We start from the raw sequence: 22614 nt of genomic DNA, 5'->3' as shown, positions 1-22614 counted from the left end.
CCGGGAGAGCCATACTTATGAACGGAACCCAGAAAGGACCTGACAGCATGGATGGCGCGGCTGAGGAGGGGTACGCCCTTGCAATTGCCTCCGGCAAGGGCGGCGTCGGCAAGACGACGACGGCGGTAAATCTTGGCGCCGCATTCGTCGAATCAGGATACACCGCAGCAGTCCTCGATTTCGATCTTGGGATGGCCAATCTCGGTGCAATGGTGGGCCTTACCCAGCCAAATGCCACCATCCACGACGTCCTTGGCGGCCGGGCCGCACTCGACGCAGCTCTTCACGAAGCCGGTGGCCTCACTATCGCACCGGGATCGACCGTCCTGGACCACTTTGCTGACGCCGAGACCGATCCAATCGAGGGGATCGTAACCGAACTCAAACAACGGTTTGACCTCGTCATTCTTGACGCCGGAGCCGGGCTCAGCCAAGACATTGCGGTCACGTTGCAAGCCGCAGACGGCGTCTTGCTCGTCACGACAGCCGAACTTCCGGCGCTGACGGACGCGTCGAAAACCGGGGAACTCGTCGACCGGTTAGCCGTCCCCGTCGTCGGCGCAGTGTTCACTGGCACGGGCGAGGGATCGCTCGACGACATCGAAGGAGTCGCAACCGCCCTTGGGACGACTGGAGCCGTAACCGTCAGCATCCCGGCTGACCAGCACGTCAAAGAGAGCGTCAGAAAAGGCATGCCAGTCGTGTTCGATGCCGAATCGGCCCCCGCCACAGTGGCATACAAGCGACTCGCTACAACCTTAGAGACGGACCTCGGATTTGATGAAAACGCCCCGGACACGGAAGCCGGATTTGAATGGGTCGACCCGAAAAGCGGCAATGCCCTTCCGGACGACGCGCAGCCAGGGCCGGTCATGGAAGTGCCACTGGAAACGCTCATCGAAGAGGCCGGATTGAATGAGAGTCCCGCAGTGATGGGGAACGGCGAACGAATGCTGCATCAAGTTCGGTCCTGGTTCGGTGGGTAACTCTCGAACCGAACAAGCCGGGTTCTTAGCTTCGGGCCACGATGCTGTAAACCACGAACAAATAGCCCGACGTCGAGATCGCATAGTTGACTGTGAGTAGACTTTTTGCATGGCTGAAATCGAGGATAAACGCACTAAGCGTCGTCCCGATAGCGGCCGCGACGATCAACACAAAGCCCAGTGAGAGATGAAGCATCGTCGGCCGTTGAGTCTCAGAATAGGCCCGCAGGGCGAGTGCGACGACCGAGAGACCCGCCACAGCCAACGTCGTACTGAAGACGCCGTAGAGGACTACGATGAGTTGCATTGAAACTGTTCTATGCGTACCTGACCAAACAGGCTATTTAAAATTTTGCCGCCGATTATAGCGTTCAATAATTAGGGTTCGTTCCTGAGGTCAGACCAGACGTCAACCAGGTTGTTCTTGGCTTCGGTCCGGCGTTTGAAATCCACCTCGAACTCGTCGGTACCGAACGCGATCTCGATTTCGTCGATTTTCCGTCGGTACACCTTGGTTCGTCGGCCTTCCGCGGAGAACTCCTGACCCTCGAGGGCCAGCAGATCGTGATCGAGGAGTTCTTCGATCCGGCGATAGGAAGTCGCGATCGGAATATCCAGCTCGTCGGAAAGCTCCTGAGCGGACATTGGCGTGTGGGTTGCACGGAGTATCTCGGCGTTGTACTTGTTCCCAAGGACACGCAAGACCGACGCCGGGTCCATCAACTATGAAAATACCCGGATGCGAGAAAAGAGTACCGACAATTGATGAGGAAAAAGCCCTCACGAGACCGAACCCCTACCCCTTAATCTGGTTTAAAATGAGAGAAATGATAATGAAGGGCCAAATCTTAAATGTTCTCAAATTCTCATTGGGAGACGGGCGTTACTGTATCGACATCTCACATGTCGAGGAAATCGTCGACGCGAACGAAGAAATCACACCCGACCCCAATGCAGACGACCACATCGTCGGGGTTGTCGATCTTCGAGGTGAGACGACGACAATCGTCGACCCAAAAAGTGTCACTCGATCTCGATGCGTCCGCCACAGGTCGGGGGATCATCGTGCTCTCCACCATCGACGGGACCGGCCTCCTGATCGATGACGTGCATCAGGTGGTCGAAGTTTCCGACGGGGATCTCGACGATTCGACGGCTTCCGAGAGCACTCACGGGGTGATTCGTCACGACGATCGCTTCGTCGTCTGGATCGATTTCACAGCATTGGACTAATATGGATGGACGGAACACGGGACAACGACATACAGTCGATGACGACCGCCACAGCCAGAAGGCGATTAACGCATGAATAGCTTTACTTCACCGGCAGACAGCGAGAGTGTCGAGCGTACTGATCGTTCAGACACGGAGACGAAAGCGGCAATCAATGAGATACAAACCGTCTTAGAGCACGCGGCCGCGGGTGATTTCACGGCCCGCGCCGATGCCTCTCCGGACGATCCACAACTCGCCCACACAGTCGGATTACTCAACGAGGTCGTCGAATCGCTCGAACACACGTTTGCCACCGTCGATCGGTTCGCCGACGACGTGACCGAAACGAGCCAAGAGGCTACATGTGGAATCGAGGACGTGAGACAGGAATCCCAGGTCGTCAGGCAGTCGACCGAAACGATCAGCGAGGCAACCGACGACCAGGAAACTCATGTGGAGTCAGTGTCGTCGGAGATGGCAAACGTTTCCGCGACGATTGAGGAAGTGACCGCCACGGCTGATGACGTGGCCGAGCAATCCGAAGAGATGGCCGACAGAGGCCGGGAAGGGGGCAAAGCAGCCGAACGGGCTGTTGAGGAGCTCGACCGGATCGAAACCGGCGTCTCCGAAGCACGAGAAACCGCCACCCACCTGACGGATCAAACGGCTGAAATCGACGAGGTCGTGGATTTCATCGCCGACATTGCAAACCAGACCAATCTCCTGGCACTCAACGCTTCGATCGAGGCCGCACGGGCCGGCGAGGCAGGTGATGGGTTCGCCGTCGTTGCAGAGGAGATCAAGTCACTTGCCGAGGAGACACAAGAGGCGACCGACGAAATCGGCGACTTGCTTTCGGATGTCCATTGCCACGCCGAAGACACCGCCGATGAACTCGAGTCGACCGCGGATAACGTCTCGAGCGGGATCGAAACCGTCGAGGGCGCACTCAATTCACTGGAAACGATCGCCGATCAGGCAACGGAGACGAACGTGGGCGTTCAAGAGATCAACGACGCGACCGCAGAACAGGCCGAGGCGGCCCAGCAGGTCTCCCAAATGGCCGACGAACTGTACGATCTTGCCCAGCAAACCACCGGTGAGACCGATAGCGTGGTTGATGCGATGGAATCCCAGGAAGGTGAGTTTGCGACGATCGGTCACGACGTGAAAACGCTCTCGGCCCAGGCAACGGTTCTCGAGGAACAACTCGCAGCCTACGAGTTTCGTAACCGCTCCGGGACGAGAACCCTCGATTCGAAAAGCCGGACCAGCGTGGCTCAGGCCGAGACCCAACCGGTCGTCATCGGGTCCAAGCCGTTCACGTCGAACAAGATTCTCGCGTATCTCGCCTACGAGATGTTTGAGGCCCACACCGACCTCTCTCCAGTCGACAAAGTCGGCTCCGGCGTGACCGAGGAAACCTTCGGCAAACTTCGAAACGGTGAACTCGACATGTACTGGGAGTACACGGGCACGATTCACGGGCAGTTTTTGAATCAGTCCGAGTCCATCACCGAGCCGGATCGACTGTACGAATCAGCTAAGCGAGGCATCGAATCACAGTACGAGTTCACCTATGGTCGACGGGCACAGCACAACAACACCTACTGTATTCTCGCACCCAGGGTCTGGACAGAAGAGACGGGAGTCCGATCCTTGGACGAGCTGGCGACCTACGCAAACGAATCTGGCGCCGACCTCACAGCCGTCGTGGGTCCCGACTTCCGGGACCGTGATGACGGCTGGAGGGGTCTGATCGAATCCCACGACTTTAATTCGGAGTCCGCGGACGCCGTCTGGAATCGGACAGAAACCATCGGCTCATCCGAGGAGCGATACGAAATGATCGGTCGGTCGACCATCGATGTCACGATGGGTCTCACAGTAGATGCGCTCATCGACATTCACGACCTGGAGGAGTTGACCGATAAGCAGCAGTTCTTCCCGATCTACAATCCGGGCCCGCTCGTTCGAAACGACGTCCTCGAATCGAATCCGGATGTGATGGACGTTCTCGATCGGATCGGTCCGACATTCGGAGAGGTTTCGGAAATCCGGCGACTCGTCAGACAAGTCGACATCGGCAAGCGACACCCGCGAGTCGTGGCTCGGGAATATCTCGAATCAGTTGATCTCCTATAAAACGAATTCCGGCGCTGTTCAGCCGAACACGTCGGACAGCTGGTCTCGCCATTCAGTGACATCCTGTAGGTCATTCTGAATGGAGTCGAGCTGTGACTCCAGATCCTGGAGTTCAAGCCGGACCGACTCGACGTCTTCGACCCGTTCCTCGACGGCATCGAGATCGCCCTGAAGGCGTTCGATCTTTTCGGCCACGCCCGCTATCGCCTCGACCGTGTCTTCGAGAGATTCGAGGTGTTCGTTCATCGTCTCTCGGTCAGCGGCCGCCGCTCCGAGGCGTTCATCGATCCGGCCCAGTTCGGCATCGAAGCGCTCGACGTTCGATTCCAGGTCTTTGAGCCGCTCCTGGCCCCCACCTGTTTCGTCGAGGAACGATTCGAGGGCGTCCGAATAGGCCTCCAAATCCGAAACTCGCGACTGGAGGTGTTTGATTCGGACCTGGTCACTCGGCCGATCCACAACGAGAGCCTCGCGGATCACCGACAGGGTCGCCTCGTCAATAGTTCCGGCTTCGATCTCTTCGGCGAATGCGGTAACAATGGATTCAGTCTCTGTCTCAGGTTCCATAGCAGTGTCAGTTGTCGACTCGATCGCAGTAGCTGGTTTTGTGGACGGTTCTTCGGCAGCTGTTTCGGATGCTGGTTCGGGTTCGTCGGCAGCAAGCGGTGGTTCGGTGTCCTCCGTTTCCGTCAGTGGTTCAGGCGCTCCAGTTTCTGTCGATGGTTCCACCTCCTCCGTTTCCATCAGTGATTCGGGATCCCCAGTTGCTGTCGATGGTTCCGCCTCCTCCGTTTCCATCAATGATTCGCGCTCCTCGGATTCGTCCAAGCCTTCGGTCCCTTCGGATTCAGCACTCATGTCTGACGTCTCCGCTTGGGTTTCCTCCGACTCCGCTTGGGATTCGGATCGGGCTGTCGAAAGCACGTCACCCGCTCCCTCCGAGGGGTCCCCGATCTCGGCCTTGGTCTCTTCCATTTCCACGTCTTCCACTGCCGATTCACTCTCTTTACTCGACTCTTCTTTCGTACCCGCGTCCGAGTCCAGAAGGTCGACCCCAGAGTCAGTCGAGGACTCCTCAGTTTCCCATGGCTCACTCGAGGCTTCGATTTCGTCTGCCAATTCCTCCGTACCAGCATCGAGAGGAGCATCTGACTCCGACTCTTGGGTCGGAACTGCTTCCGACTCGGAGTCGTTGATATCCGCGTCCAGTCCTTCGTCGACTGGTTCTTCCATCTCGGCCTCAGCCGTCGTCGGAATGTCTTCAGTTTCCACGGTCGCTGGCTCCGTGTCGTCCACTGTTTCTTCGAGCCCTGGGACGGTCTCCCGGTCCCCACGGGCCAGCTCTCGGACGACCGACGAGGACTCTTCGGGAACAACCTCCGAGTCCGCTTCCACAGAGTCCCTCGGGTTGACCTCGACAGTTGGGTTGTCCAGGAACACTGTCGGTTCGTCTTCCTCGCTCATCCGGACCCCGTAGACAGTTGTGAACTCCTCTCTGGCGTCAACAGTCCGGTCGAATCGGACCCCGCCCTCGCCGGTGGCGGTCCAGTGGTCGCTCCCGTAGTCGGGATGAAACCCGATCTGTTCGACACCAAACCCCTCCGGAATCGTATCGGTGATCCGAAGGTCGACCGGTTCGTCCCGAGTTGATGCAACCGCGAACGTAACGGCTGGGACGGGGAACTCGCTCACCGAGAACGACTTCGTTACCGTGACCCCGTCACGGACGACGACAGATTCCTCATTCACGAGTACCACCACCTCGAATGTTCGTCATACAGAGGTATGAGACGATAAGACACTTAAATCGCCCGACGAACTGTCTCAAGAAGCGGGAAAGCCGGTGCCTTCGAACCCGGTTTCGGGCCCAGCGGCGCGGACTCGTTCCCGAGGAGGATTTATACCTGGAACTCGTCTAAATTGACGAATGGATTCGCCCCGGGATCGGGAGGAGTTGTCGGATGGCTCCGTCCTCAACCCCGAAGACCTCGACATCACCGAGGAAGAGAAGGTTGAGGAATTAGACGAAACTCGCTTCGTCATCGGCGCCGAGGGCCGCCCGCAGGTCGAGGACACAGACGATTCACTGGAGAATTTCGAAGCCGAACATGACGTGTCCGGGCCGACGGCCGCTGACTCGAGTGCCATTCAGTCCGCAGAACCGTCTCAAGAATCCGAGCCCACCGACCAAATCGAACTCCGGGGGAGCGATGTCAAACGGTGGATTTCGGCAAATTTGCGGCGAACCGATAGTCAATACGCCTACCGACTGGCGGCCAAAACTGGCGATGACATCAGTCACCAGCAGTTGGCCTCCGACGACATCGGGATGGCCTTCGATGGGCTCCTGATGTGGTACGCTCAGCAGGTTGGAGACGGGACAGCCGTCGAAGACACGCTCGGCATCCTGCTCGCGGAGTCAAACATCCGAGTCAGGTTTCCCGTCGTAGGGATGATCGCGTACCTGGAAAAACACGACCTCTCGCCGGAAGATTCGATCGCTGATTTGCTTTCGGTCATCAGAGATCACGACGGACTCGTATTCCCGCGAGGCACGAAACGCTAATTTCGATTCTGATACTGGCCACGAAACTATTATACCGGGTGCAACCGCCGATTCAGACAAGACCGATGAACGCACCCGACACAGATTCGACAATCCCGGCCGAGACGGGAGAAGAAGGGACACAGGCAGACATCGCGGCCGAAGTCGTCGAATTCACGCTCGGCGAAGAGCGGTGCGCAATGGATATCGACTCCGTCGACAGCATCGTCGAGACAAAACAGATCACCAGAGTCCCACGGGCCCCAGACGCAGTCGAGGGGGTCATGGACCTCCGCGGCGAAACGACCGCGGTCGTGAATCCGACGGAGTTCCTCGCCGTGGGTTCGGGAGGGGCCGCAGACAGTATTCTCGTTCTGGATCGCGACGACGACAAACAGAAGATCGGCATCAGGGTCGACGACGTGCAGGAGGTTGCCTCCTATCCAACCCCGCAAGTCGACCAGAACGGTGACCTCACGGGCATCGAAACGAGTGCTATCGAAGCCAAACTCGTCAAAGGCGTCCTGCGAAAGTACATCGGCGAGGTCGACGACGATGGCATTCCCGAAGACGTTGATCTCGTCCTCTGGCTCGACATCAGCCAGCTGATCGATGCGGTCACTGTCGCGAAAGAAGCGGCGGCGAACAATCAGGTCTGATAACGAGCAAGGTGGGTTTATATATCACCTCGTGCTAGCTGGGATTACGTATGGCACAGGACGTGCTTCTCGTCGACGATTCGGAGTTCATGCGAAATCTACTCCGCGAGATACTCGCAGACGAATTTGAAATCGTTGACGAAGCTGAAAACGGCGTCGAGGCCGTCGAGATGTACAAGGACTACCTGCCTGATCTGGTTATGATGGACATCGTGATGCCGATTCGAGACGGAATCGAGGCGACTGCCGAGATCAAAAACGGCGATTCCGGGGCCCACGTCATCATGTGCACGTCCATCGGGCAGGAGGAAAAGATGAAAAAGGCGGTCAAAGCCGGCGCTGACGGCTACATCACCAAACCGTTCCAGAAACCCAGTGTGATGGACGCCATTGAGGACGTACTCGCATAAATGACGCGCATTTTGGTGGTCGACGACTCGCATTTCATGCGTACCGTCATCACCGACATTCTCGAAGATGCCGGGATCAACGTCGTCGCGCAGGCTTCAAACGGACGTGAAGCCGTAACCCAGGTCGTCGAGCACGACCCGGACGTCGTTACGATGGACGTCGAGATGCCCGAAATGAACGGAATCGAAGCCGTCGAGAAAATTATGAATCGGCACCCGGTCCCGATCATGATGCTCTCGGCGTTGACGACCGAGGGCGCGGACTCGACGCTCGACGCACTTGACAACGGGGCCGTCGATTTCTTCGCCAAACCCAGTGGGACTATCTCCACGGACCTCTCGGCCCACGGCGAGGCGCTGGTCGAGACGGTAAAGTCGGTCGCCGGGTCCGATCCGTCCGCCCAGCAGATCTCTAGTATCGAGTCAAGCCGGGATACACACGACGAGGAGTACGCCGAGACGCCGACGCTGGTGATCGGAGCATCAACTGGTGGACCGAACGTGGTCGAATCGATCCTGGAGGGACTCCCACGGGCACCTGATTTCAGAATACTGGTTGTCCAGCATATGCCCGATCAGTTCACCGGCCGGTTCGCGAAGCGGCTAGACGCCAATTCCGCGTATTCCGTTCGAGAAGCTGAAGATGGGGCTCGAATCGGCGGGGGGGAAGCATTAATCGCGAAAGGCGATTACCACATGATCGTCAGCAACTACAGGAGCGGCCGCCTCCGAGTGAAACTCGAGCAGAGCGAGCCTGTCCACTCGGTCAGGCCGGCAATTGACGTCACGATGCAATCCGTCGCCGAAACAATCACTGATCCAGTGACGGGAGTCGTCCTGACCGGGATGGGCTCGGACGGCTCTGCAGGAGTCAAAGCGATCGACCGGATAGGCAGCCAGATTCTAGCCCAGAACGAGGCGACGAGCGCGGTCTTCGGAATTCCTGGCCGCGCGATCGAAACGGGCTGTGTCGACGAGGTGCTCCCTGTCGAGGACCTCGTGGACGGGATACTCCGGACAGTACGGGTGAATACCTGATGGACGATTATCTCGAAGAATTCGTCCGCGAGGGCGAAGAACATGTTACCGAGCTGAACAATGCGTTGCTCACGCTTGAGAGCAAACCCGAGGACGAAGCGGCAATGGACCAGATCTTTCGCACGGCCCACACCCTGAAGGGGAACTTCGGGGCAATGGGCTTTGAAGATGCATCAGACTTGGCCCACGCCGTCGAGGATCTCCTCGATGCAATGCGGGACCGGGAGATCGAAGTTACCTCTGACCGGATGGATCACATCTTTGCGGGCATCGATGCGATCGAAGCCTGTCTCGATGAAATCGAAACCGACGGGGAGGTCTCCCAAACCGTCAGGCCGGTCATCACCAACCTTCGGGAGGTCCTCGAATCTGGCAACGAATCATCAAACGAATCCACTAACACCGAGGGAGAAGGGGTCTCAGCGGCCAATTTTGACCGGGACGCCTTCGATATCGGCGACCAGCGAGTGGTCCAGGCAACGGTCGATATCGCCGAGACGGAGATGCCGGGTGTCGACGCGATGTTCGTGCTCGAAGATATCGAAGAGGCCTTCGAAATCGTTACGTCTGAACCCGATCGGGACGCAATCGAAGATGGCGAATACGAGGACCGGTTCGACATGGCCTTGGCGACTGACGCAAGCGACGTCGGCTCCGAGATCGCTCAACACAGCAATGTGGCCGAGGTGACCGTCAGCGAACTTCGTGGAGACGACGACCAGGCAGCCACTTCAAGTGACGAATCAGCACCGTCAGACGCATCAGAAAATGGGCCGGCGGCCTCAGAGACGGATACGGCATCCGCTGATACGGACGACGACACCTCTGACTCGCCTGACAATGGAGGCAGTAGCGTCGGCGATATCCAATCAGTTCGGGTCGACGTCGACCAACTCGACGAGCTTCACGGCCTAGTCGAGCAACTCGTCACCACCCGAATCAAACTCCGCCGGAGCGTCGACGAGAACGACCGCCGGACTGAGGAGGAGCTCGACGACCTCGATAAGATCACGTCGAACCTCCAGGACACCGTGATGGACATGCGGCTGGTCCCGATGAAGAAGATCGTCGGGAAGTTCCCACGCCTGGTCCGTGATCTCGCCCGCGAAGAAGACAAACAGGTCGATTTCACCATCGAGGGAGACGACGTCGAACTCGATCGGACCATCCTCACCGAGATCAGCGATCCGCTGATGCACATCTTGCGAAACGCGGTCGATCACGGAATCGAGCCACCCGGCGAGCGGGAGGCCGCCGAGAAAGACCCGACGGGGTCGATCACGCTTCGCGCTGAGCGTGAGCGTGATCGGGTGAAAATCCAGGTCATCGACGATGGCCGCGGCGTCGATCACGATGCAGTCAGGCAAAAGGCCGTCGAAAAGGAGATTCTCGAGAAATCGGAAGCCGCGGAAAAACCGGATGCAGAAATCGCCGAACTGATCTTCCATTCCGGCTTTTCAACCACCGACGAGGTCACCGACGTGAGCGGGCGGGGCGTTGGCATGGACGTCGTCAACGATACGGTGTCACGACTCGACGGGAGTGTGTCCGTCAAAAGTACGGAAGGCGAGGGAACGACGGTGACGTTGACGTTGCCGGTCACCGTGGCCATCGTAAAGGTGCTTTTCGTTAGATCCGGCGGCGAGGAGTACGGCATCCCGATCAAAACCGTCGACGAAATCAGTCGCATGCGCTCGCTCAAGCGTGTCGACGGCGAGGAAGTCGTGACCTACGACGACACGGTGTATCCACTCGTTCGACTGGGCGATGCACTCAAAGTTCCGGCCGAGACCACAAACGGTGATGGAATGCTCGTCAAGATCCGGGACACCGAACGACAGGTCGCGATCCACTGTGACGAGGTTCGTGGGCAAGAAGAAGTCGTCGTCAAACCCTTCGAGGGGATCCTCAGCGGTATACCTGGTCTCTCCGGAGCGGCCGTGCTTGGTGAAGGTGACGTCGTGACGATTCTCGACGTGGCGACCTTGTAACTATGTCAACGATGATCGACATTCGACGACTCAGAGATGTTAACCGCCTCGCGAAGGCGGGCGCAGAGACGGTCGCAGAGCACCTCACTCAACTCACCGGGGTCGAAACAGAGATGGAGATCACGAAGATCAACGTCTTGGACATCGAGGATTTAGGTGCTCATCTCGGCAAAGAACGGGTCGTCGGTGTCAACGTCCCGCTTTTGGAACATCCCCATGGCACGGTCCTGATCCTCTTCGACGACGGGAGTGCAAAGACACTTGCTCACACAATGGTCGGCGGCACGGGGGATGACGAACCGGGCTACTCGGAAATGGAACGATCCGCGATCAAGGAGGTTGGTAACATCATGACAAGCGGGTTTATCGACGGTTGGGCGAACGTCCTTGGGCGGACAATCGACATTTCGACGCCCCAACTCCTTCGGGCCGAAGGGGACACCATCGTGGAGCATAGCGTGGAATCGGGGGGCCACGAAATCGCCCTCCTCTTCGATTCGACGCTCAAGGCACCAGACGTGAACGTGGAAGCGACGATTTACACGTTCCCGAACATCGAGGAATTCGTAGAACTCATCAATTCGATCGAACATGCGGGTTGATCTGGCCTCCCTCGAAACGTTCAACCGAATCGGGACCGCCGGCGCTACCCAGGCCGCCGACGCGCTGTCGATGCTGACCGACAGTGACACGTTCGTCAAATCGACGAAAATCAACTTCACGCCAATCGATTCGATCGACTCGCTCTTCAGGGACGTCGAAACTGCCGTGGCCATCGACTTTGATGGCGGACTGGAAGGCAACGCGTTGCTCGTGTTCGACGAATCCAGTGCGGACCACGTCCTCGACGAGCTCTCAGAGCCCGGCCAAGAGCCGAATTCGGCTTACCTCAACGAAGTGGCGAACATCATGACGAGTAGTTTCGTCGATGGGTGGGCCGAGCAACTTTCTGAAACGATCGACATTTCGACGCCGACGACAGTCGAGAACCCGGCTCACCAAATCCCCTCGGACGAACTTGCGGACTTCTCATTCGTTTTTGAAAGTGAAATTGCGGTCGATGAAGGGGACAACGTGTGTCGATTCTACCTCCTCCCCGAGCCGGAAAGTTTCCTGGCGATGCTTCAGAAATCCGGTGACGAGTCAACGGACACGGGAGTTTCGATCCGTGAACTCTCGACGTTCATCAGTCTCACAGCTGCGGGGGCCGAAACCGTCGCGACCAACCTCGAAATGATGACCGGCATCGAAACGGACGTCGCCGTGACTCATCTGGACTTCGTCCCCATCAAAAACGTCGCTCGGGCGATCGACGAATCCGAGTACGCAGGGACAATCTTCGAATTCGGTGGCGCCATTGATGGTTATCTCGCAGTGATGTTCAAATCCGATAGTGTAGCCACCGTCACGGATGCATTGCTCCCGGCCGGGGCCACTGGCGATGCCATGCAACAAAGTGCGATCGAGGAGATCGGAAACATCACAGCCAGTGGCTTCATCGATGGCTGGGCAAACGCGCTCGATACCACCATCGATCATTCTGTCCCGGACTTCGTCGACGACATGGGCCATGCCGTTCTCGAGTCCGTGGCCGTGCAACTGGCCCGGAGCCAGGAGTTTGCCTACGTCTTTGACGTCACGATCACCGCGGGGGACCCATTGAACTGCCGGCTCTTTGCCTTCCCCGAAGCGGACGGCTTCCGAAAGGTTGTCTCGGGATTGGACGAGGATCTGGATGTCTCGACCGTGGAGCGTGTATGAGTCGATGGGCCGAGCCGGTGAGCAACGAATTCGGGTCGGCGTCGCGGACATGGCGGTTACAGACACCGGAACCCCGTTGGTCACGAGCGGACTCGGATCCTGTGTTGCGATCGGTGTCCACGACGGTGACGGCGTCGCTGGCCTCCTGCACGCGATGTTGCCGGCGGCCCCGGAAGACGGTCTCTCGAAAGCGAAATACGTGGACAGTGGGATACAAACGATGAAAGCCGAGCTGACAGCACTCGGTGCCGATCCGAACAAGCTGACCGCGAAGATTGCTGGGGGGAGTTCAATGCTCAACCTCGACAGCGGCGAGCCGGTCGGTGATAAGAACGTGGCTGAGACCAACCAAGTGCTGGATCGCCAGGGTATCGAACTCGCTGGGGATGACACCGGCGGGAATTCCGGGCGCTCGGTGACCTTTCAGCCGAGGACCGGAACCATGCACATCCAACGTGTCGATGCGGCCCCGACAGAACTATGAGTGACTTTGACGACCTCCTGACCTACATCGAATCGGAGACCAGTTTCGCCTCGAGTTACTACGAAGAGTCCTATCTCGACCGTCGGATCTCGGCACGGATGCGCCGAACCGACGTACAGAATTACGGCGAGTACCGCGCCCTACTCAGAGACAGCACCAGCGAACGAGCCGAACTGCTAGATACGCTTTCGGTCAATGTCACGAGTTTCTTCAGGGATGAGAAAGTCTGGACGGCTCTCAAGGACGTGCTTCGGGAACTCGACGCCGGGTCACGGTCCCTGGACATCTGGAGTGCCGCCTGTGCCGATGGCCGGGAGCCGTACTCCCTGGCCATGTTGGCTCTCGATAGTGGCCTTTCGTCCAGATCTGTCGACATCCTCGGCACAGATATCGATGAAAACGCGCTTGATCGGGCCCGGCAGGGCGTCTATATGAGTAGCCGAACGACGGACCTCGACGAGCAACTGTCGTTTCTCGACTCCCCGGACCAGTTCGTGAAAAGCAATGGGGATCAAATATCTATCGGGCAGTCCGCGTCGGACCTGGTGTCCTTCAAACGCCACGATTTGATCACCGGCGATGCAAAAGACGGCTTCGACCTGGTCCTGTGCCGAAACGTCTGCATCTATCTCGACACCGAATATAAACGGCCGATCCTCGAGACGGTCAGTCGATCCCTCCGAACGGGGGGCTACCTCGTACTCGGGCAAACTGAGACACTGCCTCCGGACATCAAAGATCGGTTCGAAGCAGTCGATCCCCGCCTGCGGATCTATCGCTTGACTGAATCCGAGTAACCTAAGTCGCCCCCTTACAACCGTTTCAGTACCATAGTCTATGGCAGATTCCGTCGTCGCGGACTTCGTCACGGATGTGATCCCTGATACCGGGAGTTACGCTGAACCCGTTCGCAGTCGAGTGTTGATGAACCGGCAGCAGGTGGTCCTCGTGACTCCTGACGATCGGATTTCAGTCCCCATCGGGGACGTTTTCGACATCGCGTATGGGAGCGCCCCAAAGGAGTTGCGAGCCTTTTTCGAGGACACGGTGAGTGTCGCGTACGAGGACGGCCAATCAAAACGCGTTGCGCTCATCGAAGGCGCTGATGATACGGTCGAACGCTTTACCGATCTCCTCTTCAAAGGAATTCTCAACAAAACGACAGTGGCTATCAAACATCCCGCGAAGGTCGGGGGTCGGATCACAGACGAAACATTCGAGAAGGGGGCCCTCTATGTGAGTCCGGCCGCAGTTAAGTTCAAGACCGAGGACCCGTTTTCGATCGAAGTCTCGACGGTTTCAGGATTCGAGCGTATCACCCGGGATGTTTTCGGATCAAGCCGACCCGTCCTCTCTGTCAGACACGCCGATAGCAGTGGGATCGTCACCAGCGAAATCGCCCTCCAACCGGAGCGCAAGATGAACGTGTTGGGACGATTCCTCCGGATCGAATACAGCCAACTCAAAACGGAACTGGAAGACATCTCGCTCCGGGACATGGATGTCGAAGCACTTGTCGGGCTCTACTCCGGTGCGACCAAAGGGAGTCTCGCCGGGATGCTCGGGGTCGACGCCAGTCAAGTCTCGACCTTGCTCCAAAAACTGGTCGAGAAGGGGCTCCTCACCGAGGCTCAATCCAGGTGGCAGCTCACCTCGACCGGAAAACTGGCCGTGGGCGAACACCTCGAAGAAGTCAACCTATGATTACTCCTCGTTGATCACTTCACTCGCGATGTTCCGCCCGCGGGTCTTCATCGTGACTTCCTTTCGGGTCCGAACCTCTTCGAGAATGTCCAACTCGATCAACCGTTCGAAGATATCCTCGACCTCGTCGATCTCCATCCCGAGGAAATCCGGGATTTCAAAGGGCGAAACCCCCGAGTACAACCCCATCAACACGCGCTTCTCGATTTCGGAGAGGTCGACCGAACCCTTGCTCTGTTCGACGCCCCGTTTGAACAATGACTCCAGGACGGCCATCGCGTGGGACTCCCCAGCAAAGTACGTCTGAACACTCGTCGCTTCCTGGGCGTGTTCAACCTTCAGAATGGGGCGTGAGGTTCCGTTCACGTCCTGGTTATCGGCTTCGACGCCACCCACGTCGTCCAGGTCGACCGGAACGAACGAGCCCGAAGAAAGGGCAACGTTCAAATCCCGTTCGTCGTCGCTGACTTTGACTCGAGCCTGCTCGTAGGTCGTGTCCTGAATCACCCCACCCTCGACGGCTGGGTGTTTGACCTGGACCTTCTCCTGGTCAAGCATCGCGCCGAAGAGTTTGAACTCGAAGGACTCAGTGTTCGAGCCAAGAGAGAGTAACAGAACACTCTCGTTCGAGAGCCGAATGCTGACGTAATCCGAGACCGAGGCAACAGTCTGGTTCACGTCGTAGCGACCGCTCAGGCTGGTGACCTTCGACAGCGGAAGGGTTCGCTTGCCGTCGTTGCTGACGAGGATGATCCGTTTGTTCGAGAGGATAATTCGGCCAGGTGACCAGTCGGCGTCTTTCAGGCGCCGGCCATCTTTGACCGCCTGGAGAAACTTCCCCTTCGTATCCTCGATTTTGTACTCGGATTCGCTCATAGCCCACCCTCCGATGGATCACCAGCTTTCCCAAGGTGCGCTCCGCGCCCTCCCCAACCCACTGCTGTCATCCTGGCTTGTTCCTTCTCGGGATCCGTATATAACATTTGTTGGGATAACTCAGAAGTCAAAATCCGCCGCCGACGGGCCACTTCGTTCGAGTTTCGAGAGGGCCGAGAAAGCGTACTGTCTCACCTCGTCGCTTTCGGTGTCGTCAACGAGCTGCTCCAGTTTCTGCTTTGCACGATCCCCGCCGATCTTCCCGAGTGTGAACGCCGCCATTCCGACTGCGTCATTCGAAGACGCTGAATCGAGCGTGTCGAGCAGTTCGGTTTCCACACGTGTCCCGCCGATCTCGGAGAGACTCGTCGCTGCGAACTGTTGGATGAGTTGGTCTTCGTCTCCGAGCACGTCTATCAGCGTCCCGATCGCCCGCCCTTCACTCCGGTCGCCGGCCACCTGACCGAGCATCCAAACCGCATTGCGTCGCTGATGGAGTTGTGTTCCCTCCTCCACGATTTCTGCCAGCGAATCGACGATGCTCGGGTCATCACTCGCACTCATGCGTTCAACCACCGTCTGTCGGAGTTCGTCGCTTTTCGAAGCGTCCACATTCGAGAGGATCTCGATGAGTGAGAAAACCGCCGCTCGCCGGACGAGATCGCTCTGATCACCGAGCATATCGACCAGCGTATCGATGGGCTTTGAATTGCCAAACCGACCGAGCGACGCCGCGACTGCCCGCCGCATCGCTTCATTATCGTCCCCTGCAACCGACAGCAAGCCCTCCAGTGCAGGTGTGTTCCCCAGATGTCCCAGGGCGTCTGCGACTTCCCGACGGACTGGCAGGGGCTCGCCATGGAGGTGATCGACCAGCGCCCCTGCCGCGCTTGGGTCACCGATTCGGCCGAGTGCACGGGCCACACGCGCCCGAACACGCGGCTCGGGGTCCTCCAAAGCCTTCACCAGCGGTTGCACGGCATTCTCGTTCTCCAGGCTCCCGAGGACGTTCGCTGCAGCCATCCGGAGTTCCGGCGCCGAGGCCGTGAGGTCTTCCACGAACGTTTCGGCTTTCCGCCACTCGGCTGCGTCCTGTGGAATATCCCGCCCAAGGGCCTCAAGAAGGCCGTTAATGGCTTCAAGAGAGGTCAGCGCGTCGATGGCTGCGGCTCGGACGGCTTCACTCTCGTCACCCTGCACGACTTCGATAAGAGCCTCGACCCCATCATCGCCCGTTTCATCGATGTTACCGAGGATCTCCGCGGCTCGCTCTCGAACGGTCGAGTTGTCACTCGCGGTGAGGACCTCGATCAGTTTCTCGACGTCTCCGTCGCGTTCGAGACCGAAGAGAGATGGCACTGACCCGGAGTAGGGCGTGGGGAATTATAAGTAACACCCATCCACGGCACTGCCAACCGCCTTTCGTTCCGGTTGGTTCGCCGCAATTACTGCAGGATTACTGCGGACTCGGAGTCGATTTGCGGTGGGACCCGAAATCGAACGGTCTTCGTCGCCCCGGTTTCGAGGGACAACCGAATCGTAACCTGATCCCCGACAGCCAAGGGTGGTGTGTCGACGAGGACGGCAAATCGGTCACCCGTCTCAGTGAGGATCGGCGCGGTGTTTTTCTCATCGGCGACGGCCGCAATCCCAAAGCTCACCCCTTGGTCCGGACCAGTCCCGCGATAGACGAGCGTATCCTTACTTGCCTTTGTTTCGACTCTCACTGTCGAGGAACTGATATTAACTGGCGAAGAGCCATCGAGGGCCACCACGATTCGGGTTCGATTCAGGGCGGGTGGATCAGCGCTTTGGTTCACCCGACCAGTGACACCGGCAACTCGGACAGGTGAGTCGATATCGGCACTGACCGAATCCCCGGTTACAGCAGCCTCCGACTGGAGAAAGCCAGTGACGTTCATGAGAACGCCAGCAGTTGACGCGGCGACAATCAACGCCGCGATCAAGATGATGAGTGTGGAGGCACCGATCTGACCGCGTCGGTCGAAGCCGGTTTCGGTACTCGTCACAGGCGAGTTATTTGCGGACACGACCTGAGTGTTACTTCTCATCGGTGGGGATGACCTCGTTTTGCTGTGTTACACGTTCGCGGTTGGGTGCTCGAAGGGAATTTCCTGAATGTATCATAATGTATCGAAGCAAAGTATGACACCGCATTTGCGATACTGTGATTTTTCGGTTGGTTACGTTGTCAAGAAAAACAAAATTACTCCCGCAAAGTGTGGACCGAAGCCTTAGAGACTGACTGCAGTTGCTCCACTCAGGGTGTTCGGAACGCTGATCCGAACTTCCGAGGTCGCGCCTGCCTCAGTCGTCATTTCGAGCGTCATCGTTTCGCCTGTTTCTAACGTTCCCGGATCAACAACGATGTTGAAGCGATCCGAGCCAGTCATAACCGGAAGCGATTCATCGTTGTCTTGGACATCTTCCACGGTGAATGAATCGCCCTGGACTGCCTCTTCTGCGTTGTAAACAAGGGTATTCGCACCGTTTGGACCAGTCACTGCAATGGTCGTTTCTTCAAGATTGATCTGGTCTGCGCCGGATCCCTTGATAGTCAGCAGTTGCACTGTGCCAACTCCGGAGACTGTACCGGAAGTCGAGGATTCGTAGTCATCGTTGACGAGAAGGTGATTATTTCCCGAGGGAACACTATCTTGGCCTTCAAAAGCAGTGTCCTGTAGCCCTGAGAGATCTAAGGCGAGGGTCTCATCATCTTCGGTTGTTACGGCCAAATCACCATCAGCACTAATATCAGTGTTGTACGGGTCGAAACTTAGCTGCGCACCAGTCCGCTGGTTCGTCACGGTGACTTCTGTACTTGACGGCCGTTCAACCAGAAGGTCATCGTCGGCTTCCACACCCATGTCACCATCAGCTGAAATAGTCCCGGAGGCGTTGACTGTGAGAATTTCTCCCGGATTGACTATGGCCGAATCACCCGATGCCCCCCGAAGTGGGAGATACTCTTGTGCGTTTTGGCCAGTTTCCAATTTCATAGGCCTATCGGCACCATCGGCACCATAGTTTTCGGTAACATTGTAAGCTCCAGCTGATTGAAGGGTATAACTACCGACACCCGGATCATCGACTGAACGTTCCAGACGGAGGGTCTCATTTAGGTCGGCATTGCCCACAATATCTAAATTTTCCGTCGAGTCGATGGATGTCTCAGCCCCAGTCCGTTGGTTCTCGAAAGTCACTGTCCCAGACTCTGCAGAGACACTGAGGGTATCGCCGTCCTGAACAGCTAGTGCACCATCCAGGAGGACTTCACCACCATTTCCGGTATCATTTATGTCTGTATAATTTGCCACGACCGTACTTCCCGAATCTATCGCATATCGATTATCCGCTGACGTATTGAAGATGATCGTCTGGTCACTTTGTGTCCCCGAATACTCGACTAACCCTGTCTTCGTGGGGACTTGCATCGTGTTCGTGACCTGGTCTGCACTCTCCTCACCGGTCTGTTCGGCTGAACTCTGTAGGAAGCCTGCCGTATTGATCAGCACGCCCGCTGCAATGGCCGCGACGAGGACCATTGCAATGAACACGATCAGGGTACCGATACCGACCTGACCATGTTCCCCAGATGAGGGAAGGCGTTCCTTTACCGACCCGAGTATGTTTCGTGTCATGTGTTTTGTCGCAAGCACCGGTGTGGTGCCTGCCTACTCCCGTCTTTGAGAAGGCCCTATATGAATGTACGGGGCCTATTATCTATACCGATAATACCGGACACCCATGCCGTTTAAGCGGTCCCCAGGTCGATTTTCCGCCATCGTGACCCGCGGGCCCCTGCCAAAGCACATTGCAACACGTTCGAACGACTGGTTCGTCCTGGCAGTCGATCTCCTGGCACTGCTTGGGGTGCCGGTGCTACTCGTGTTCGTCCAGGTCGGGGCTCCCGGGCCGTTTCAGTCCCTGGTAACCTACAGTAGTCAGGAACCCACCCTGCATGGCCTCTTCGGACACTGGACCGTGCATTACTCCGGTCTGCACCTACTGGAAAACCTCACTGGATACGGGGTTGTCGTCGTGATGGGCTACATCCTCGCCTGGCTGCTCCAGGAACGTTGGTGGTTTCGGTTGTCGATGTTTACGATTCTCCTGGTCGTGCCACCGCTCACGATGATGGTGAGTTTGCTCTGCTTCGGAGCCATCGAGCCCGGTCTGTCCTACACTTCCAGAGGTGCATCTGCGGTTATCGCCGCGCTCCTCGGACTGCTGTACGGGCTTTCAGTTGGGTTTGTCCGCGAGTTGGTGGACCTCCGGGCCGCAATTTCCATCGGCGGGGCGATGCTCATCCTGGCTTTGACCGGGCTCCTGTCCCAAATCGGGTCACCCTCGCCAGTCGTATTCTGGGGCCTCCTCAGCGCCGTGGCAATAATTCTCGTCCTCGATAGCGGGGTCAGGCTCCGACACGGGTCACTCTCGGCAGTCCGGTGGCCAGCAATTGGGATGATCGCGGTCGTTGGATATGGAGTGACGATGGCCATGTTCCTCGTTTTCGGAGGTCTCTTTCCAGCGGACCCCTTCGCCGGAGATACCATTACCAACGTCTTCTCCCACGCGGCCGGGTTCGCGCTCGGGGCGATCATCACGTTCTGGGGGCATCGCTACTGGACGGGCGATTCTTGGGTCTGAGAACTCGTGCCCAATAGTTTAAAGGGAGCACTCCGATTACCAGTGTATAACAGTCCCAACGAGGCCATTATGACGATCAATCCCCGGGAATACAACACAACGGAACTCAGACAGGCCGCCCAGGAGAAGGCACGCGACCGAAACCAGGACATCGAGGAACTCAGACGAGACCTGGCTGCACAGGAAGATGACAGTACGGGAGTTCCAAAAGCCCAACTCAAGGAACTCATCTTGCTCCAGGGCGGCACAGACCCGGCAGATCTGGAACGCCCGTATCTCGGATCCATTCCGGAGCAGTACGCGGCCCGACTGACACTGTTCGAATGGCTCCAGTTCGCACTCGACCAGGTCGGGTCTCGCCGGACGCTCGAGGCACTCGAATATTACGTCTCCATCGGGTGGCTGAGCGACGGCGTTGCCGAGGATCTCCGGGACCACGTGCGGGTCTTCCAAGACGCGCGGCCTGAAGAACCGATGGGGGCTTTCGAAACCGCCGATCATCTGGTCAGTCTTGTCTACATCGCGCGCCTGGCCTCGATGACCTGACCTCGGCGGCCGGGCTATCGAGCCGTTGGGAAGACTTTTATACCAAGGACTGTCAATACGTCGCTAAAGCGGGTTCTTCCGGTCGATTCCCGCTTGGCTCTCGGTCCGTGTTCCTCCACCCCTTAATACATGGACCGGGGCTGCAAAGCAGTCGATCGGGACCCTGTAACTGATGCTATGACCGAACACCGAACCCGTATTATTCGACTATGAGTGCTGTAGACCGGCAACTCGACGAACTTCAGGAGACGATCACCGAGGAAGTCCCAGCCGATATCTCGATCACCGAGGTGAAATACGAAGGCCCCGAACTGGTCGTATACACCCGAGACCCCAAGCGATTCGCCCGCAACGGGGACCTCATCCGTGATTTGGCCAGTCAGCTCCGCAAGCGGATCACCGTCCGGCCGGACCCGGCAGTGCTTTCCCGGCCGGACCAGGCCAGAGAAGACGTTTTGTCGGTTATTCCCGATGAGGCCAGCGTCACGGATCTGGATTTCCACCAGGACACCGGCGAGGTCGTCATCGAGGCCGCAAAACCCGGCCTGGTGATCGGTCGGCACGGGAGTATGCTTCGGGAAATCGCCCAAGAATCAGGGTGGACACCCGAAGTCGTTCGAACACCACCGATCGAGTCCTCGACGGTTTCGAACGTCCGGAACTTCCTCAAACAGGAACGAGATGATCGTCGAGACATCCTCGAACGAGTCGGGCGCCAGATTCATCGCGAAGAGATGTCCGACGATGAGTGGGTGCGGATCACCACGCTCGGTTGTTCCCGAGAAGTTGGACGCGCTGCGTTCATCCTCTCAACGCCAGAAACCCGCATTCTCGTCGACGCCGGGGACAAACCTGGCTCGGACGAAGTGCCGTACCTACAGGTCCCAGAGGCGCTCGGAGCAGGACCATCCAACATCGACGCGGTCGTGCTGACACACGCCCATCTCGATCACTCAGCCCTCGTGCCGCTCCTCTACAAATATGGCTATGACGGCCCGATTTATACGACGGAGCCCACGCGAGACCTGATGGGGCTCCTGTCGTTGGACTACCTCGACGTCGCGGCGAAGGAAGGGCGGACGCCACCCTACCAATCAGAGATGGTCCGAGAGGCGATCAAGCACACGATCCCACTCGAATACGGAGACGTGACCGACATCGCTCCGGACATCAAGCTGACCCTCCATAACGCCGGTCACATCCTGGGCTCATCGGTCGCACACTTCCACATCGGTGACGGCCTCTACAACGTCGCGTTCTCGGGCGACATTCATTACGAGGACACGCGCCTGTTCAATGGTGCTATCAACGACTTTCCCCGGGTCGAAACCCTGGTCATGGAGTCGACCTACGGGGGGCGGAACGATTACCAGACCGACCAGGCCGACGCCGAAGAAGAACTCAAAGAGATCATCAACGAGACCGTCGAGCAGGACGGGAAGATCCTCATCCCAGCCTTTGCCGTGGGGCGATCCCAAGAGATCATGCTCGTCCTCGAAGAAGCCATGCGCTCGGGCGATATTCCGGAGATTCCGATCCATCTGGATGGGATGATCTGGGAGGCCACCGCGATCCACACGACG

The 22614-nt window shown here is 57.8% G+C and carries 24 protein-coding genes; 17 read left to right on the top strand and 7 right to left on the bottom strand.

The window, feature by feature from the left end:
* Positions 1–17: 17 nt before the first annotated feature.
* Positions 18–986, top strand: a complete 969-nt coding sequence (locus V5A26_RS08565) for a P-loop NTPase (protein WP_332321608.1) — start codon at positions 18–20, stop codon at positions 984–986.
* Between the two features lie 25 nt (positions 987–1011).
* Here the strand turns inward: V5A26_RS08565 and V5A26_RS08560 are convergent, their stop codons facing one another.
* Together V5A26_RS08560 and V5A26_RS08555 are read right to left on the bottom strand one after the other, a co-directional pair.
* Positions 1012–1293 carry a DUF7521 family protein gene (locus V5A26_RS08560; RefSeq protein WP_332321609.1) on the bottom strand — a complete coding sequence of 94 codons (282 nt, stop codon included), beginning with the start codon at positions 1291–1293 and terminating at the stop codon, positions 1012–1014.
* A 71-nt stretch (positions 1294–1364) separates the two neighbouring features.
* On the bottom strand, positions 1365–1706 hold the full coding sequence (locus V5A26_RS08555) for an ArsR/SmtB family transcription factor (protein ID WP_332321610.1): 342 nt from the start codon (positions 1704–1706) through the stop codon (positions 1365–1367).
* A 5-nt stretch (positions 1707–1711) separates the two neighbouring features.
* On the opposite strand from V5A26_RS08555, the gene V5A26_RS08550 reads away from it, so the two are divergent.
* The 3 genes from V5A26_RS08550 (at position 1712) to V5A26_RS08540 (ending at position 4346) form a co-directional block, all read left to right on the top strand.
* Positions 1712–2092, top strand: a complete 381-nt coding sequence (locus V5A26_RS08550) for a chemotaxis protein CheW (protein WP_332322335.1) — start codon at positions 1712–1714, stop codon at positions 2090–2092.
* A complete protein-coding gene (locus V5A26_RS08545) occupies positions 2007–2219 on the top strand; it encodes a hypothetical protein (protein WP_332321631.1) in 213 nt (70 codons plus the stop codon). The genes V5A26_RS08550 and V5A26_RS08545 overlap by 86 nt, the downstream gene beginning before the upstream one ends.
* Positions 2220–2291: 72 nt before the next feature.
* Positions 2292–4346 (top strand): glycine betaine ABC transporter substrate-binding protein, encoded by a 2055-nt coding sequence (locus V5A26_RS08540; protein ID WP_332321612.1) that lies wholly within the window; start codon positions 2292–2294, stop codon positions 4344–4346.
* Positions 4347–4364: 18 nt separating this feature from the next.
* On the opposite strand, the gene V5A26_RS08535 is transcribed toward V5A26_RS08540, so the two are convergent.
* Positions 4365–6095 (bottom strand): hypothetical protein, encoded by a 1731-nt coding sequence (locus V5A26_RS08535; RefSeq protein ID WP_332321613.1) that lies wholly within the window; start codon positions 6093–6095, stop codon positions 4365–4367.
* Between the two features lie 178 nt (positions 6096–6273).
* Here V5A26_RS08535 and V5A26_RS08530 point away from each other — a divergent pair, with 178 nt between their 5' ends.
* The 10 genes from V5A26_RS08530 to V5A26_RS08485 all read left to right on the top strand — a co-directional run bounded on the left by V5A26_RS08530 (position 6274) and on the right by V5A26_RS08485 (position 14938).
* On the top strand, positions 6274–6912 hold the full coding sequence (locus V5A26_RS08530; protein ID WP_332321614.1) for a DUF7500 family protein: 639 nt from the start codon (positions 6274–6276) through the stop codon (positions 6910–6912).
* Between the two features lie 65 nt (positions 6913–6977).
* Positions 6978–7550 (top strand): chemotaxis protein CheW, encoded by a 573-nt coding sequence (locus V5A26_RS08525; protein WP_332321615.1) that lies wholly within the window; start codon positions 6978–6980, stop codon positions 7548–7550.
* Between the two features lie 50 nt (positions 7551–7600).
* Complete coding sequence (gene cheY, locus V5A26_RS08520) at positions 7601–7960, top strand: chemotaxis protein CheY (protein WP_332321616.1); 360 nt, start codon at positions 7601–7603, stop codon at positions 7958–7960.
* Entirely contained in the window at positions 7961–8998 is a 1038-nt protein-coding gene (gene cheB / locus V5A26_RS08515) for a chemotaxis-specific protein-glutamate methyltransferase CheB (RefSeq protein ID WP_332322334.1), read from the top strand.
* Entirely contained in the window at positions 8998–10989 is a 1992-nt protein-coding gene (locus V5A26_RS08510) for a chemotaxis protein CheA (RefSeq protein WP_332321618.1), read from the top strand. Before cheB ends, V5A26_RS08510 begins: the two co-directional genes overlap by 1 nt.
* A 2-nt stretch (positions 10990–10991) precedes the next feature.
* The gene (locus V5A26_RS08505; protein ID WP_332321619.1) at positions 10992–11591 is read left to right on the top strand and encodes a chemotaxis protein CheC; all 600 of its coding nucleotides are present in this window, start codon (positions 10992–10994) and stop codon (positions 11589–11591) included.
* Positions 11581–12750: a chemotaxis protein CheC gene (locus V5A26_RS08500; protein ID WP_332321620.1), complete on the top strand. Its 1170-nt coding sequence runs from the start codon at positions 11581–11583 to the stop codon at positions 12748–12750. The genes V5A26_RS08505 and V5A26_RS08500 overlap by 11 nt, the downstream gene beginning before the upstream one ends.
* The gene (locus V5A26_RS08495; RefSeq protein WP_332321621.1) at positions 12725–13234 is read left to right on the top strand and encodes a chemotaxis protein CheD; all 510 of its coding nucleotides are present in this window, start codon (positions 12725–12727) and stop codon (positions 13232–13234) included. Before V5A26_RS08500 ends, V5A26_RS08495 begins: the two co-directional genes overlap by 26 nt.
* Positions 13231–14031 (top strand): CheR family methyltransferase, encoded by an 801-nt coding sequence (locus V5A26_RS08490; protein ID WP_332322333.1) that lies wholly within the window; start codon positions 13231–13233, stop codon positions 14029–14031. Before V5A26_RS08495 ends, V5A26_RS08490 begins: the two co-directional genes overlap by 4 nt.
* A 40-nt stretch (positions 14032–14071) precedes the next feature.
* Positions 14072–14938, top strand: coding sequence for a CheF family chemotaxis protein (locus V5A26_RS08485; protein WP_332321623.1), 867 nt, complete (start codon positions 14072–14074; stop codon positions 14936–14938).
* Here the strand turns inward: V5A26_RS08485 and V5A26_RS08480 are convergent, their stop codons facing one another.
* The 4 genes from V5A26_RS08480 to V5A26_RS08465 all read right to left on the bottom strand — a co-directional run bounded on the left by V5A26_RS08480 (position 14939) and on the right by V5A26_RS08465 (position 19476).
* Positions 14939–15814 carry a CheF family chemotaxis protein gene (locus V5A26_RS08480; protein WP_332321624.1) on the bottom strand — a complete coding sequence of 292 codons (876 nt, stop codon included), beginning with the start codon at positions 15812–15814 and terminating at the stop codon, positions 14939–14941.
* Between the two features lie 120 nt (positions 15815–15934).
* A complete protein-coding gene (locus V5A26_RS08475; protein WP_332321625.1) occupies positions 15935–17173 on the bottom strand; it encodes a HEAT repeat domain-containing protein in 1239 nt (412 codons plus the stop codon).
* Between the two features lie 86 nt (positions 17174–17259).
* Positions 17260–17886, bottom strand: a complete 627-nt coding sequence (locus tag V5A26_RS08470; RefSeq protein ID WP_332321626.1) for a hypothetical protein — start codon at positions 17884–17886, stop codon at positions 17260–17262.
* Between the two features lie 183 nt (positions 17887–18069).
* Positions 18070–19476: an archaellin/type IV pilin N-terminal domain-containing protein gene (locus tag V5A26_RS08465; protein ID WP_332321627.1), complete on the bottom strand. Its 1407-nt coding sequence runs from the start codon at positions 19474–19476 to the stop codon at positions 18070–18072.
* 145 nt (positions 19477–19621) lie between these two features.
* On the opposite strand from V5A26_RS08465, the gene V5A26_RS08460 reads away from it, so the two are divergent.
* The 3 genes from V5A26_RS08460 to V5A26_RS08450 form a co-directional block, all read left to right on the top strand.
* Positions 19622–20485, top strand: coding sequence for a hypothetical protein (locus V5A26_RS08460; RefSeq protein ID WP_332321628.1), 864 nt, complete (start codon positions 19622–19624; stop codon positions 20483–20485).
* Positions 20486–20554: 69 nt separating this feature from the next.
* On the top strand, positions 20555–21031 hold the full coding sequence (locus V5A26_RS08455) for a FlaD/FlaE family flagellar protein (protein ID WP_332321629.1): 477 nt from the start codon (positions 20555–20557) through the stop codon (positions 21029–21031).
* Positions 21032–21240: 209 nt separating this feature from the next.
* Positions 21241–22614, top strand: a 1374-nt coding sequence (locus V5A26_RS08450) for a beta-CASP ribonuclease aCPSF1 (RefSeq protein ID WP_332322332.1), incomplete at its 3' end; no start/stop codon positions are given.

Source organism: Halodesulfurarchaeum sp., from assembly GCF_036626455.1.
Classification (GTDB): domain Archaea; phylum Halobacteriota; class Halobacteria; order Halobacteriales; family Halobacteriaceae; genus Halodesulfurarchaeum.
The sequence above is the reverse complement of the archived record's forward strand: the minus strand, read 5'-3'. Positions and strand labels throughout refer to the sequence as shown.

Bases quoted from the DNA above. Each gene is read 5' to 3' on its own strand.
- V5A26_RS08565 (WP_332321608.1), top strand. From the start codon at position 18: ATGAACGGAACCCAGAAAGGACCTGACAGCATGGATGGCGCGGCTGAG.
- V5A26_RS08510 (WP_332321618.1), top strand. From the start codon at position 8,998: ATGGACGATTATCTCGAAGAATTCGTCCGCGAGGGCGAAGAACATGTT.
- V5A26_RS08505 (WP_332321619.1), top strand. From the start codon at position 10,992: ATGTCAACGATGATCGACATTCGACGACTCAGAGATGTTAACCGCCTC.
- V5A26_RS08490 (WP_332322333.1), top strand. From the start codon at position 13,231: ATGAGTGACTTTGACGACCTCCTGACCTACATCGAATCGGAGACCAGT.
- V5A26_RS08555 (WP_332321610.1), bottom strand. From the start codon at position 1,706: ATGGACCCGGCGTCGGTCTTGCGTGTCCTTGGGAACAAGTACAACGCC.
- V5A26_RS08560 (WP_332321609.1), bottom strand. From the start codon at position 1,293: ATGCAACTCATCGTAGTCCTCTACGGCGTCTTCAGTACGACGTTGGCT.
- V5A26_RS08495 (WP_332321621.1), top strand. From the start codon at position 12,725: ATGTCTCGACCGTGGAGCGTGTATGAGTCGATGGGCCGAGCCGGTGAG.
- V5A26_RS08550 (WP_332322335.1), top strand. From the start codon at position 1,712: ATGAAAATACCCGGATGCGAGAAAAGAGTACCGACAATTGATGAGGAA.
- V5A26_RS08525 (WP_332321615.1), top strand. From the start codon at position 6,978: ATGAACGCACCCGACACAGATTCGACAATCCCGGCCGAGACGGGAGAA.
- cheY (WP_332321616.1), top strand. From the start codon at position 7,601: ATGGCACAGGACGTGCTTCTCGTCGACGATTCGGAGTTCATGCGAAAT.
- V5A26_RS08465 (WP_332321627.1), bottom strand. From the start codon at position 19,476: ATGACACGAAACATACTCGGGTCGGTAAAGGAACGCCTTCCCTCATCT.
- V5A26_RS08485 (WP_332321623.1), top strand. From the start codon at position 14,072: ATGGCAGATTCCGTCGTCGCGGACTTCGTCACGGATGTGATCCCTGAT.
- V5A26_RS08480 (WP_332321624.1), bottom strand. From the start codon at position 15,814: ATGAGCGAATCCGAGTACAAAATCGAGGATACGAAGGGGAAGTTTCTC.
- cheB (WP_332322334.1), top strand. From the start codon at position 7,961: ATGACGCGCATTTTGGTGGTCGACGACTCGCATTTCATGCGTACCGTC.
- V5A26_RS08530 (WP_332321614.1), top strand. From the start codon at position 6,274: ATGGATTCGCCCCGGGATCGGGAGGAGTTGTCGGATGGCTCCGTCCTC.
- V5A26_RS08500 (WP_332321620.1), top strand. From the start codon at position 11,581: ATGCGGGTTGATCTGGCCTCCCTCGAAACGTTCAACCGAATCGGGACC.
- V5A26_RS08455 (WP_332321629.1), top strand. From the start codon at position 20,555: ATGACGATCAATCCCCGGGAATACAACACAACGGAACTCAGACAGGCC.
- V5A26_RS08540 (WP_332321612.1), top strand. From the start codon at position 2,292: ATGAATAGCTTTACTTCACCGGCAGACAGCGAGAGTGTCGAGCGTACT.
- V5A26_RS08470 (WP_332321626.1), bottom strand. From the start codon at position 17,886: ATGAGAAGTAACACTCAGGTCGTGTCCGCAAATAACTCGCCTGTGACG.